At 33.7% G+C, this 15,205-nt stretch carries 11 protein-coding genes and 1 riboswitch; all 11 genes read right to left on the bottom strand.

Annotated elements, in window-relative coordinates; genetic code table 11:
* Positions 1-13: 13 nt before the first annotated feature.
* Positions 14-3,274 carry a response regulator gene (locus I7822_RS00845; protein WP_207974911.1) on the bottom strand — a complete coding sequence of 1,087 codons (3,261 nt, stop codon included), beginning with the start codon at positions 3,272-3,274 and terminating at the stop codon, positions 14-16.
* Between the two features lie 68 nt (positions 3,275-3,342).
* Positions 3,343-5,886 (bottom strand): EAL domain-containing protein, encoded by a 2,544-nt coding sequence (locus tag I7822_RS00850; protein ID WP_207974912.1) that lies wholly within the window; start codon positions 5,884-5,886, stop codon positions 3,343-3,345.
* 153 nt (positions 5,887-6,039) lie between these two features.
* Positions 6,040-6,126: riboswitch (cyclic di-GMP riboswitch) on the bottom strand.
* 273 nt (positions 6,127-6,399) lie between these two features.
* A complete protein-coding gene (locus tag I7822_RS00855; RefSeq protein ID WP_207974913.1) occupies positions 6,400-7,194 on the bottom strand; it encodes an endonuclease/exonuclease/phosphatase family protein in 795 nt (264 codons plus the stop codon).
* A 3-nt stretch (positions 7,195-7,197) separates the two neighbouring features.
* Complete coding sequence (locus I7822_RS00860) at positions 7,198-8,850, bottom strand: PTS transporter subunit IIBC (RefSeq protein WP_207974914.1); 1,653 nt, start codon at positions 8,848-8,850, stop codon at positions 7,198-7,200.
* Positions 8,851-9,021: 171 nt separating this feature from the next.
* A complete protein-coding gene (locus I7822_RS00865) occupies positions 9,022-9,159 on the bottom strand; it encodes a hypothetical protein (protein WP_207974915.1) in 138 nt (45 codons plus the stop codon).
* Positions 9,160-9,288: 129 nt separating this feature from the next.
* Entirely contained in the window at positions 9,289-9,780 is a 492-nt protein-coding gene (locus I7822_RS00870) for a DUF3995 domain-containing protein (protein ID WP_207974916.1), read from the bottom strand.
* A 58-nt stretch (positions 9,781-9,838) separates the two neighbouring features.
* The gene (locus I7822_RS00875) at positions 9,839-11,179 is read right to left on the bottom strand and encodes a HAMP domain-containing sensor histidine kinase (protein ID WP_207974917.1); all 1,341 of its coding nucleotides are present in this window, start codon (positions 11,177-11,179) and stop codon (positions 9,839-9,841) included.
* Positions 11,176-11,850, bottom strand: a complete 675-nt coding sequence (locus I7822_RS00880; protein WP_207974918.1) for a response regulator transcription factor — start codon at positions 11,848-11,850, stop codon at positions 11,176-11,178. The genes I7822_RS00875 and I7822_RS00880 overlap by 4 nt, the downstream gene beginning before the upstream one ends.
* A gap of 364 nt (positions 11,851-12,214) precedes the next feature.
* Positions 12,215-13,513, bottom strand: a complete 1,299-nt coding sequence (locus I7822_RS00885) for a TRAP transporter large permease (RefSeq protein WP_207974919.1) — start codon at positions 13,511-13,513, stop codon at positions 12,215-12,217.
* A 48-nt stretch (positions 13,514-13,561) separates the two neighbouring features.
* Positions 13,562-14,068, bottom strand: coding sequence for a TRAP transporter small permease (locus tag I7822_RS00890; RefSeq protein WP_207974920.1), 507 nt, complete (start codon positions 14,066-14,068; stop codon positions 13,562-13,564).
* 14 nt (positions 14,069-14,082) lie between these two features.
* Positions 14,083-15,078, bottom strand: a complete 996-nt coding sequence (locus tag I7822_RS00895) for a TRAP transporter substrate-binding protein (protein WP_207974921.1) — start codon at positions 15,076-15,078, stop codon at positions 14,083-14,085.
* Positions 15,079-15,205 lie beyond the last annotated feature (127 nt).

Consider the following 15,205-nt stretch of genomic DNA (forward strand, 5'->3'; position numbering starts at 1 on the left):
TCTTATCATCAATCTAAGCTTTTTCTTCTTTTGGATATAACCATACCCTTATTAATGAAATAAGTTGATCAGGATTAACCGGCTTTACGATATAATCTGATGCACCGGCTTCCATACATTTTTCTTGATCTTCCTTCATTGCTTTAGCTGTTAAAGCGATGACTGGTAAATGAACGAATTTTGGGATGTCTCTCAATCTTCTAATCGCTTCATATCCATCCATCTCAGGCATCATAATATCCATTAAAACTAAGTCATAATCTGCATTTTTTTCTAATAACTCTAGTCCCTCTAATCCATTTTCAGCAAATGTGATTTTCATTCCGTAAAGTTCAAGTATACTGGATAAGGCATATACATTACGAACATCATCATCAACAAGAAGAATTTTTTTCCCTTCAAGACCTGCATCGCTTTTAACTTGATCTAATTCTCCTTTATGATTGACTGTTTCTTTATCAAAGTTTGATTTCAAATACAATTCAAGTTCATCTTTTAAACGTTGAGGTGAATGAGAATCTTTAATAATAATGGTATGTGCATATTTATTTAAATACATTTCCTCCTTGGAGGTTAAATCACGACCAGTATAGATAAACACTTTAATATTTTCATTTTCAACATTTGTTTTTATTTTTTCAAGTAAATCAAAGCCAGACGTATCTGCTAAACCTAAATCAAGTACAATACAATCAAATTGACCTACCTTTAACTCTTCTACAGCTTCAGTTCCAGATGAAACTGCCTTTATAATGACATTCATGTCTCCGATAAATTCCATTAAACTATTTCGTTGAGTTATATCATCATCAACAATTAAGAGCTTTTTTATATCATTATCTGCTTCAGATGAAGAGAGCCTCCTTGATTTATGTTGTGTTGATATAGGGTCAGTATGTTCATGCTTGATATTCAAAATCTCTTTTGATACTGCAACTTCTTCGAAAGATATAATTTTTTCTTTTATTATGTCTTTACCTTTATAATCACCAACAAATAAGGTAAATGTACTACCCTTTCCCTCTACACTTTTCACGACGATTTCGCCGCCTAAAAGTGTAGCAATTTCGCGACTTATCGATAATCCTAATCCTGTTCCTCCAAATTTTCGGCTTGTAGTACCATCTGCTTGTTGAAATGCTTGAAAAATAAGTTCTTGCTTATCTTTCGGAATTCCAACTCCAGTATCAATTATCGAAAACGAGAAGGTTGGTTGATTATTCTTTGAAACTACGTCAACCTCCAAATTAACCTCACCTTCATTAGTAAACTTAAAGGCATTGGATAATAGATTCTTTAAGACTTGTTGTAATCGTTGTTCATCACTATTTATAGAGAGTGGAAGGTTTTCTTTAAGCGTAATAGTAAATGATAAATTCTTTTCATTCGCTACAGGTCTAAAACTTAAATCCACAAATTCTGCTAAATCAGCAATTCGTACCTCACTTGGATTAACATCCATTTTTCCAGATTCAATTTTAGCTAAATCAAGAATTTCATTTATTAAAGCTAATAAATCATTGCCAGATGAATAGATCGTTTTTGAATATTCAACTTGTTTATCTGTTAGATTTCCACTATGATTATCGGATAATAGTTTTGATAAAATCAATAAACTATTTAAAGGTGTACGAAGCTCGTGTGACATATTTGCAAGAAACTCAGATTTGTATTTTGAACTTAATGCAAGCTGTTTTGCTTTCTCTTCTAACTCTGCCCTAGCTCTTTCTACTTCCCGATTTGTTATTTCAAACCTTTTATTTTGCTCTTCTAAATGATCCGCTTTTTCTTTTAGCTCAGTATTCGTTTGCTCCAATTCTTCTTGTTGAACTTGGAGCCTTTCTTCTGATTGACGAAGTGCCTGGGTTTGTTCCTCAAGCTCTTCATTGGTAACTCTAAGCTCCTCTTGCTGAGATTGCAATTCTTCAGACTGCGCCTGGATCTCCTCCATTAACGCCTGTGTTTCTTCCAATAAATTTGCCAATCTGATTTTACCCATCATACTCTCAAGGATAATCCCTAAACCACTAATCATTTCCTCGATAAATGTTTGTTGTGTCGAGCTAAATGGTTTGAATGAAGCTAGTTCTAATACTGCCTTTACATCACCCTCAAAACTGACTGGTAAAACATAAATAGTCAATGGCGGTGATTCGCCTAAACCGGACTTTACACGGATATAATCAGATGGAACATCAGTAAGAATAATTGGCGTTTTTTCTAGTACGGCTTGTCCAATTAGACCCTCACCACTAGCAAAGGTATTTGTTACATGTTTCCTTTCTTTAAATGCATAAGACGCAAGCAATCTATAGATAGGATTATTTCCATTTTCATCCCCATCCTTTACGTAAAATACCGCCTGACATGCATCCATTAAAGGTACTACTTTTGTCATAAATGTCTGAGCCAAGCTTTCTAAATCATTCATCCCACTTAAGCTCGTTGTAATATCAGCAATATTCGATTTTATCCAAGTAAGGCTTTGTTCCTTATTTGTTTGGGCCTCAAGTGACTCCACCATTTTATTGAATGAGATAGCAACATGATCAATTTCATCATCTGATTTCACTTCAACCTTTGTACTAAGATCAGCACTCCCATTTGCTACTTTATCCATTACTCCAGAAACATTATTTAACCGAGTAGTAATTGTCCACACGATACGAAAAACAATACTAGAAACAATGATAATTCCAACTAATGATATTAGACTTCCTAATATGATTTGCTTTTGAAAATCCCTAGAAAAATTTTGAAAGGAAGTATTCATATTGTTTTCAAATGCATCAGTAATATCTGTGATATCTTGGAGGAATTTCTCTTGAATGGTTGAACTATTACTGCTAATTAAACTTATTGCTTCTTCGCTTTTGCCCTCAGATATTAGTTTGATTACCTTTGCTTTATAAGCATTGAATTCTTGATTTGTCTTTATTAAATCCTCAACCATCTCACTTTGCTTTATTGTTTTAACTTTTGTTTCAATTAAAGCTATATCTTGAGTAACAGCTTCAGTTTCTTGTTGTAATAAATTGATTTCTTTATCGATAGACTCTTTGTCTTTATAAATAGCAATATTTCTTATACTAATGGCTTCATTTTTAACTTCACGATGAATTTTCCCAGCTAGATAAGATAATTCATAGTTGGATTGGAACGTGTCATTCATTTTATTAATGTTTGAAAGCTGGAACCAACTAATACCGATAAGAAGAAAAACTAGAATCGGTAAGGTACTAAGTGCCAGTAATAACTTAGTTCTGATTTTCATACATGGAGCTCCTCTTACAAAATTTTCAAGTTCCGTTTTTTAATTTATACACCGAACTTTTATCTTAATTACTTAACACGAAGGTTTTTTCCTTCCTCGATACATGTTTGGTACACTTTTGCCATCGCTTGAAGACGATCATTTACTGTTAATTTTTGGAATATATGAGTTATATGATTTTTCACGGTATGTTCACTAATAAATAATTGATCTGAAATTTCTTTATTACTTAGACCATTTACAATTAACCTAAAAACATCCATTTCCCTATTAGAAATTGAATATAATTCCTTTGTATGATTAAGTGCTGCATTTAAAATTTCTTTATTATGATCAATTCTCAATTCATCATTAAGTGGAATGGAACTCCTATCAAAGGTATTTATTTCCTGAACTTTATCTGTAAACATCATGTTATTAGCTTCATCAAAGGCGATTTTATCCTGACTTTGTATTAAAAAATCTTCGAATTCCTTTGGTAAGACTGGAGGACTAAAAAGGTAGCCTTGAATTTCTTCACAATTAAGCTTTCTTAGCGTATTTAATTGTTCCTCTGTTTCAACTCCCTCAGCAATTACAGACATATTCAAACTATGAGCTAACGAAATAATCGTTGATATAAGCAAGTTGCTGTTAGATGATGTTGTTGAAATATCTCTAATAAAAGATTTATCGATCTTGAGTGTGTTTAATGGAAAACGTCTTAGATAGCTAAGTGATGAATACCCAGTACCAAAGTCATCAATACTAATAAAGATACCAATTTTCCTTAATTGATTTAATGTATTTGAAATGGTCGTCTCATTACCCATTAGGACTGATTCAGTAATTTCTATTTCTAATAAATTAGGACTAACCGCTGTATCAATGAGAACATTTTTTATTGTGTCAATAAGATCTTTTTGTAAAAATTGTTGTGCCGAGAAGTTAACAGCTATTCGGATCGGAGCTAAGCCTTTATCTTGCCAAATTTTATTTTGTTTACAAGCTGACTTAAGGACCCACTCACCAATTTCAACAATTTGTCCAGTTTCTTCTGCTAATGGAATGAATTCTGACGGTAAAATTGTCCCCCAGCTTGGATGTTCCCATCTTATCAAAGCCTCTGCACTTTTGATCGTGCCCGTCTCTATATCAATACGAGGTTGATATACTAGTAAAAACTCCTCGCGTTCGATTGCTTTTCGTAATTCATTCTGCATAATAAAAGTCCTATAGGATTGAATATTCATTCCAGAATGGAAAACTTTATAATTATTTTTCCCTTGTTCTTTCGCTCGATATAATGCAGCATCAGCATTCTTCACTAGCACTAGAGGGTCATCACCATCAAAAGGAAATACACTTACACCAATACAGGTTGTAATAAATAATTCGTAGTTTCCAAAGTAAAATGGACTTTTGAAGGCTTCAATAATATTCTCTGCAATATCTAAAGCATTCTCTCTATTGGTGTCAGGTAAAAGAATATTAAATTCATCTCCACCAACCCTAGCAACAAAATCCGATTCTCGTACAGACTTTGTTAATCTATTAGCAATCTCCTGAAGAACTTTATCCCCTATATTATGACCGAGTGAATCATTAATATATTTAAACCGATCCATGTCTAAATACATTAGAGCAAACGATTGGTTTGTTTGCTTTGCATGATTTAGCTTTTGATTCAATTGATCATTAAAGTATCTTCTATTAGGTAAATCGGTTAATCCATCATGATAGGCCATATGAGAAATCATTTCCTGATATTGTTTCTTTTTTGTTATATCTCTTATTGTACAAGCAACGATACATCGATCTTGTACATACCTTTTTCCTATTTGGATTTCAGCTGGAAATGAAGTTCCATCTTTCCGAGTAACATTTACCTCGTTTAAATTCTCGTAACCTATAATTTGATCTAAGTTATTAATAGCCTCTAATATATGATTAATCTGATTCTTAGCTATTTCATTCGAAAACAACACAGATATGTTTTTACCGATAATTGTTTTTTCATCATATAGAAACATTTTTTCAACTGCAGGATTTACTTTTAAAATAAGTCCAGAATTATCAATAATAATCATTGAATCAATAGATGTTTCACTAATAACATTTGCTAATGCTTCTGAAACTCTTAATTCAGAAGTCGTCTTAGACAATTCCGTATAGGCATTTTCTAATTCTCTTTTCTTTTCGGTTAGGATTTCAGCCTGTTGAAAAAGTGTTTGATTCATTTTATACAATTCGACAAAACCTTCTACTTTTGCCTTTAATATTATTGGATCGAATGGTTTAAGAATATAGTCTATAGCCCCAATTGAATATCCTGTGAAAATATGCTCAGAATCCATATTATTTGCTGTGATAAAAAGGATTGGAATATTTTTCGTTTTTTCACGCGCCTTAATTATCTTTGCGGTTCCAAAACCATCGATTCCTGGCATTTGAACGTCTAATAAAATCGCAGCAAAATCGTATTTAAGTAGGTACTTTAATGCTTCTTCACCTGAAAATGCCTTTATTAAGTTGCGATCATCACTTTCAATGATAGCTTCTAAGGCTAGTAGATTTTCAGGCCTGTCATCGACTAATAGAATATTTATTTTCTCATCACAACTCATATTCATGTCCACACTCCTTTGGCCCAATGTGCTATTGGTACACTTACTTTCTTATTTGAGTCGCTTCTTTTATTGTAAAAGTTCATTAAAAACACAAAATAAAAAGACTACCTAAATAAATGGGTAGCCTTAAATAAACAGATTAAAATGTTTAATCAAATTGGCAACCCGACTATCATTGTCCGTTAAGACTTTAGACTCGTAGCTTTGCGTCCTTATCTTTCAATAAGTTTGCCTTTTACAATGTATTATTAAATTATTAATATAAAGACTATTTTACCATTAAAATCTTGTAAGGTATCGCGAATTATGTCGAACATTTTCTTAATAAGTAGATTTTATCAAAGTAAAATACTATTGAAAAAATTTTTTAGTATATTGTTTTGGAGTGTAATTGGAGAAGTCTGTATAAATCACACATTTACTACTTATTTCGAGGAGGAAGAAGAAGGTGATAAGAAGGAATTACCCCTTCGAAATTAAACGAAGGGGGTAACTGGATCAAAGTAAATTTTTACTTCATTCATTAGAAATCTCAATTTCTAAGCCAAAATGATCAGATATAATCGGCTTATTAACATTGTTAAAAATAACATTAGATTTATCCACTAAAATTTGTTTATTTGTAAAAATATAATCAATTCGTAAATCATGTTTATTTGTATCCCAACCAGTAATTTTGCCTTCAACAGTTATTCCACAATCCTTTTCTATTGCTAATTCATACGTGTCATAAAGCCCTTTACTAAGCAGATAGTCATAACCTTCCCCTTTAACTGAGGCACTATTATTAAAATCGCCCATTAAATAGAACGTTTCATCCTTTTTGACACAAAATAGTAGATTATCGACTTGTTTTCTAAAGGGTTCTTCCTTATCGCCCCACCAACCTAGATGACAGGAATAAAAAGAAATGTACTCATTGTTATAACGAATTTTTACTCCAACAATTTTCCTCGTTTTCCAATTATCTGGTTCATCTGTAAGAGAGATAAAGAAGGAAGATTTTTCTTCTATTTGGTGCTTTGTTAACATGGCTAGACCTTCTTCATATCTATCAAATCCAATATGTGAAAAGTCCCATATATAATTGTAATTTGTAACACCAAGTTCTTTTAGTTCATTCAATAAAATGGTTAAATAATTGTCTTTATTTATTGTCCCAGCTATCTTATCACCTGCAATAAGCTGACTCACTTCTTGCAGGGCAATTACATCATAGGACTTTTCCTTTATCGTTTTTGCTAGACATTTAATCTTATCTAGCTGATTCTCTTCCTGCCATGAATGACAATTTAACGTTAATAGCTTCATCTTCTAAGCTCCTAAACGATCTTGGATGTCTGATTTTAACACATCAGCTTTTGGTCCATAGATAGCTTGTACACCTTTATCTTTAATAATTAAACCTAAAGCACCGTTTTTCTTCCATTGTTGTTCAGAAGCTACAGAATCTACATTTTTAATCGTAACACGAAGACGAGTCATACATGCATCGACATCCTCAATGTTTTCTTTTCCACCTAATAAACCAATGATTGTAGTTGCAAGAGAATCATCATTTTGATTTTTTTCATTACTTTGATTATCTTGTGAATTTTCTCCGTTTTCTTCATCAATATAATTCCCTAAACGACCTGGTGTAGGTAACTTGAATTTTTTTATCATAAAATTTGCTACAGTGAAGTTTAAGCCGAAAAATACGAGACAAGCAATAATGAAATTAACTAGATCAAGCCATAAACCGGCTTTAATAATCATCGGAGTTCTTGTGAATAGTTCAATAATTCCAAAGGAATGAACACGAATGTCGATAAGGTCAACTATTGCAAACGCCATTCCAGTCATAATCGCGTAGGCAACGTATAGAACTGGAGCAGCAAACATGAACATAAATTCAATTGGTTCAGTTACACCTGTTAAAAATACTGCTAACCCAGCTGACAAAAACATAGATTTATATTTCGTACGTTTTTCTTTATCAACATTTCGGTACATTGCTAATGCAATCCCTATTAAGGCTGCACAAGAAAGAATCATCTGACCTACCTTAAATCGTGCAGGTGTAACATCATTTAATAATGCCTTATAGCTATCTGTATCACCTGCAGCAAGGAAGTTATTTAAGTCAGCAATCCACGCTAGCCATAAAGGATCTTGTCCTGCTACGGTCTGTCCAGCACTTGAACCTGTTAAGTTCGTATAAGTTCCACCAAGCTCCGTGTAGTTCATTGGAACCGTTAGCATATGATGTAAGCCAAACGGAAGTAATAGACGCTCTAAAGCTCCAAAGATAAATGGCGCAATAATTGGAGCAGTATCTCGGGATGTAGCAATCCATTTTCCAAAATCGTTTAAAAGTCCTTGAACAAATGGCCAAACAATAGCCAATATTAAGGCTGTGATTATCGACCCGCCAATCACAACGAATGGTACGAAGCGTTTCCCATTAAAAAATGCTAGTGATTGTGGTAGTTTACTATAGTTATAGTATTTATTGAATATATTAGCACCTAAGAACCCAGAAATAATTCCTACAAATACACCCATATTTAAAGCTGGTGCACCTAAAATAGATGTAAAATAATCTTTAACAATTAGCTCACTTCCAAATAACGAATTGACAGTAGCTGAAGGATCACTTAACATTTCGTTATTTATACCAAATAAAGCACCAGTGATTCGATTGATTAAAACAAAAGCAATTAACGCTGCAAATGCACCTCCAGCACGTTCCTTTGCCCATGAGCCACCAATAGCAACTGCAAACAATACATGAAGATTACCGATTATAGCCCAACCGATTTCTTCCATTACTAATGCAACCGTTTGCACTGAATTTATATCTACTCCCATCATACCGACTAACTTACCTAGAGAAATCATAATTCCAGCTGCAGGCATAACTGCAACGACTACTAATAATGCCTTTCCAAACTTTTGCCAAAAATCAAATGACGTTAATTTCATAGTTGACCTCCAATATAATATAATTTTCTAATCATTTGAGCAAACGATTGCATAAACGGATATAAAGAATAAAATGATTCTTTTTCTTTTATCTTAAATTAAAATATCATATTTTCTTAAACAGTGCAATCGTTTGCATCAATTTTATTTTAAATTTTTAGTAATTATTAATTAATTGAATAGTGGAGATAATATCCCTCTTGGTAAATCGTAGCCAAAAACAAGTGTACAAATAATATATATAATTATGACAGCAAGAAAGATCGCAACAATATGGTTTTCAATTTTTTCAATAGCTTCTTTTCTCAACTCCATTACCTCCTTTATACTATTAAATAGTTTGTATCAAACCTTAAAAATTAACCAAAACTTTAAAATAAAAAACCGTAATTATCAATACGGTTTTTTAACTTGTATTTGTGGTTAATCCTATTCATTTTAACAAGAATGTGTTCGACCATTTAATAGCTTCTGGGCATAAAATGCAGCAACCCCAAGCGATAAGCCCCATATAAGAAACAATAAATACCAAAAGTACCCCCATTGGGCCATCGGACTTGCGTCTTGAACAGCAAATTGTGGAGTCGATTGGACACGTCCAATTGCAAATTGGAATTGCAGGACAAAATAACTGAATCCCCAAATGGAAAGGATAATTGAGCCAATCCAAGCTGGAATTGTAATTACTACTTTCGGTAAACGACTTCTCCAAGAACTTGTAAAGACTAATGCATAAATTGCAGCTAGAATAGCTAACCCTCCAAAACCCCATAAACCGATTAGTTGACTCCAAAAGTTATCAGGTATAGCTTGTAAGTCACCTGGAAAAGCAAATGGGAGCCCTAACCCCCACCAAAAATGCGGCAGTGCATATAATAGTGCGCAAACAAAAGCAACTTTCCCAGCCAATTTCATACGTTTTTCCATCATTTCTCATCACCTCAATTTCATTTTACAGATGAAAATAAAAACTAAGATGACCTTAAGTTTAAGTTTTGTTTAAATTCTCCCCTAAAAGATGACAAGTTCCTCTCGAAGAACTTGAAACGTTCCAATGTAAATTCATTTCCCCTGTTACCACTGCTACAATCCCTAGGCCAATTCCCGCTCCTTTTTGCGGTGACTTAGTATCCATGCCCATTCCCTTATCCTTTATAATAAGAAAAGTGTCCCCATTCCTTTCAACTATTTCAACCCCTACATATTTTCCGACATGAGCATGCCTTAAAATGTTTTGAAAGAGGTTATCAAAAATACTCCTTAACCAAATCGAATCGACTTTCCAAATTAAGGAATCATCGGGTAAATTTATGTCTATTTCAAAATCCTTCTCTTCAAAAACAGAATACCATTCGGCTATCGCTTTTCTCATTTCTTCGACTACATCTATGCTTTTGATTTCCATTTGTACTTTACCAGCCATTAATAAATTATAAGAAAGAAGGTTCTCTATTAACCTTCCCACATCATCCAATTTAGTGATCATCACTTGTATTGATAAAACTGCCTTTTCTGATGCGGGTTCTTTTTGAATGGTGTAAGCATGCTGCCGAATGATGGTTAGTGGTGTACGCAAATCATGTGAAATATTAGCAATTAGTTGTCTCCTTAGAATTTCTTCCTTTCTTTCTCGATTTCTTGATGCTTTTAATTGAGTAATCATTTTATTAAAAGCATGTTCAAGCTTGCCTATTTCATCTTCATTTTGAACAATGACTTCATTAGGAATTTCATTATCACTTGTTACTGTCATGGCAGATTGAAGCTGGACTAGCCTTTTCCGTATACGTAAAAAAAATAGGAGCGAGATAAGGGTCAACGATGTGCATGCCAAAATAATGACCAAGCTGAGCAGATAATCCGTTTTGTACGGGCCACTATACTGGATTAAGTTCGTTTTAGGAATTTGTATAGCCATAAAACCTTGATTAGGATCATTACCTATCAAAGAAATTAATTTTAAAGAATCATCTTGATGACTATTCTCCATAAATAACACAATTTCAGTGTATGTCCATTGTTCAGGGATATTTGGAATTCTGGATTGAACAAATCTAGTTTCCCCAGAAGAATTAACCCAAAACAGCTCTGCTGAAGGATAGAGCTTATTAATTGCTTGTAATCGCTGATTGATCATTCGTTCTGTCGCACCATTCAAGTTTGTAGCTTCTTCCTTCCATTTATCTTCTAATTCCTTTGTATCGTATAAAGTCTTGTGATGAGTAAACTTGGTAGGGAAATAATAAAGTGCCGGGATGAGAGGCCATACTAGAAGGGCACAGAGAATTAATATAATATATTTAGTTAATAATGAAGATGGTAGCTTCATAGTTTCATCCTATATCCCACACCACGAATCGTTTCAATTATTTGCGGTCTACTTGAATCAAGTTCAATTTTCTCACGTAAATGACGGATGTGGACCATAAGCGTTTTGTCCCCTTGCATATACGGCTCACCCCATACTGATTCAAATAATTGCTTATGTGTTAAGATTTGGTTTGTATGATCTATGAAAAAGTAAAAAATGTGGAATTGCTTTCCTGTTAGTATAATTTCTTGATTCGATTTTGTATTGTATATCCGATTCATGTTAGTATCGATTTTCAAGTGCATAACATGTAGTAAATCTGGAGAAGCATTCGTGGTCCGCCTTAATAGAATTTTAATACGAGCTATTAGTTCATCAGGATGGTATGGCTTTGTAATATAATCATCCGCAAAATTGAGGCCATGTAATTTATCTTCCATAGCTGTTCGTGCTGTCAGCAAAAGCAAAGGGGTTTGCGGATATTTGTGTTTTAATCGTTGACCAATCGTATAACCATCCAGTCCTGGAAGCATGATGTCCAATATGGTCAGGTCTATTTCCTCCATATATTTTAATGCATCATAGCCTGATGTGAGCCAAATCACTTTATAACCCTTTTCGGTTAAAAATTCGCTTACCCATGAGCCGATTTCTTGATCATCCTCTATATGTAAAATCGTTTGAATCATAATCAAATTTCCTCCCAACCCATTGTTTTCCCCTCCTTATTTTACCATGTATTTCACAATCAAATTACCATATCCTCCCTAAAAAACAATAGATAGTTTTAATCGGCTCTGATAAAGCTCACTGTTGATTTTGGCACTTTGTTGATTGGACTAGCACTCCTTCGGGAGTGCTAGTCCAAGGGAGACCCCACAGGTGCAAAGCACCGAGGAGGCTCACCGCCCGCCCCGCGGAAAGCGAGCAACTCTCGCTGCAATCAACCACACCGCACTTCTTGGTAAATAGCAACAAAGTTTGCTAAAACAGCCTAAAAATAAAACAACCTCCCCGCATTCACATCACGAGGAGGTAACCCTATCATAAAGCTTATAAACCAAATGCATTTGGCAGGAATAAACTTATTTGTGGTATGTAAGTAACTAACAGTAAAACAACAATGATCGCTACATAAAACGGAATAAGTGGCTTAAGTACTTTCTCTATCTTCACTTTCCCTATGCTAGCTCCAACAAATAAGCCTGTACCAACTGGAGGTGTTATTGTTCCGATACATAAATTAAAGATAAAAAATATTCCGAAATGTACTGGGTCAATTCCTAAGCTAGTTGCGATAGGTAAAAAGATTGGTGTAAAGATTAAGATAGCTGGTGCGATATCCATAAACGTACCAATAATTAACAAAATTATCGTAATACATGCAAGGATAACGAATTTATTGTCTGAAATGCCCAAAATGAGATTACTTAGTGCTTCTGGTATACCTGTTAGCGCCATTACAAAAGCCATGCCAGATGAAGCTGCAATTAAAAACATAATAACACCAGTCATTTCAACCGCTTGCACCAAAACACTTGGTAATTGTTTAATTGATAATGATCTATAAAAAACAAGAGCTAAGAATAATGAATAGACCACACAAACTGCAGATGCCTCAATTGCTGTAAAGACACCAGTAAGAATTCCTCCTATGATGATAATAATCAATAACAAACTTGGAATAGCTTCGATGATGATTTTTTTTGCTTCGTTAAACGAAACCTTTGATGTAATTGGATACTTTTTCTTTCTAGCAATAATATATGCGACAACCATTACAGATAATCCCCATAATATTCCAACAACATACCCCCCCATAAACAAAGCGGCAATAGAAGTTCCTCCACTTATTAATGAGAAGATGATAAATGCTGAACTTGGGGGTATTAACATCCCTGTTGGAGCTGAAGCAATATTTACAGCTGCAGAGAATGTCTTACTATACCCTTCTTTTTCTTGTAGTGGGCTCAATGTACCGCCAATAGCTGTTGATGCTGCAATCGCAGAACCAGAGATAGATCCAAAAAACATATTTCCTATAATATTTGTATGGGCCAATGAACCTGGAATTCTTCCACCTATTAATTTTGCTAAATTCACTAGTTTGATAGCGATTCCACCATTGTTCATAATAATTCCTGATAATATGAAAAATGGTACTGCTAAAAGTGAAAAACTATCTAAACTTGTTATCATCTTTTGGGCTGATGTAAATACAGATACATCAAAAGGTAAAACGATTAATACAGTTGCCAAGGACGCTGTTGCGATACTAATAGCAATAGGTATTCCTATTACCATTAATAGTGCAAATACAATAATTAAAATTAAACTAGCTTGTAACACCATTGGATTCACCTGCTCTGAATTTTTTATCTCGCTTCTTGTATGAATGATTTAACTTGCTTTTTTTTCCTCATTAATATAGGGGATTTTTTTCTTCTTGTGCATTAACTCAATAATATTGGTGGTACTATAAAAAAGAATAAATACACCAGATAACGGTAATGCCAAATAAACTAATCCCATTGGTAAATGTAAAGCTGGAGAAATTTGTCCCATTGTTAGAGAAACCGCTCTACCACCACCATAGACCATAATAACTGCAGCGAATATTAGGAAAATCGATTGAATTATAATATCTAAGGTGATTTTAGAATTTTCAACCAAACGGTCTCTTAAAAAGGTAATCGCAATATGCTGATTTTTCCCGACAACATAGGCAGCAGCTAACATGGCAAGCCAGATCAAACTATACCTTAATAGCTCTTCTGTAAATGTACTTGGACTTTTTAAGATAAAGCGACTCAAGACTTGCCAACTTGCAACCGCTACCATAACAACGAATAAAGTACAAGTAAGAAATTCAATTATTCTATCAACACTTTTCTTTAAATTTCTCATCGTATCAACCTCTGTCATTTATTTTCTTTCAAATTAATGATATCTTCATATAATTGTTTGAAACCATCTTTATTTGCAAACTCATCATGCAACGGCTGTACTGCTTCTTGGAACGGCTTTTTATCTACTTCATTAAAAATAACACCAAATTCATTTTCAGCTCTTTCTTTTGCTTGTTCAACCGCTTCTTTCCAAACAACTTTTTCAAATGCAGTGGATTCTTTAGCCGCTTCATATACTGCTTGTCTTTGTGATTCAGTTAACTTGTCTAATGTTTCTTTATTCATAACCAAGATATCAGGCACTCTTGTATGTTCATCATAAGAATAATATTTTGCTACCTCACCATGTCCGGCTTCCGTTATAGCAAATTCATTATTTTCTGCACCATCAAGGATCCCTTGTTGTAACGAAGTATATACTTCACCACTATCCATAGGTGTTGGTGAACCACCTAATAATTGGACCATTTTTATCGCTGTTTGGCTTTGCATAACCCTTATTTTTTTTCCATTTAAATCACTCGGTTTTTCAATTGGCTTTTCAGTCATATAAAAGCTTCTTTGCCCTGAGTCATAATAGGTTAGGCCTACAAAGCCTAACGATTCTGTTGATTCATAAATTGATTTTACAAGTTCACTGTCCATTACTTTATAAAAATGTGTTTCATCTTCGAATAAATATGGAAGACCGAAGATTGAATATTTCTCTGAAAAACTTTCAAGTGCAGATCCACTTACTTTTGTGATATCCACAGCACCTGTTTGTGTTAATTCGATTAACTCTCTTTCTCCACCTAATTGATTATCTGGAAAATATTCAACTGTAACCTCACCATTTGTTTTTTCGGTTAGTAATTTGCCAAACTCAGCCATTGCATCTTTTACTGGTTGACTATTACTTGCATAAGCAAATCGCAAAACTATGGAATCGTTCTCATTTTTGCTATAGCCAGTAAACAAAATAACAGATAACAAGCCTATAAGTATGATAGGTATGATCTTTTTCATCTCATTTTCCCCCTGCGAATAATTTCGGGCACCTTTCTTTTTAGACTTGGTATAATGCAAAACTAACTTTAGATTGCATCATATCCAAGTCTACTTTTCTTATAAAATCATTTTCTAAAGTAGAATA

This window comes from Metabacillus bambusae (assembly GCF_017497975.1).
Lineage (GTDB): Bacteria > Bacillota > Bacilli > Bacillales > Bacillaceae > Metabacillus > Metabacillus bambusae.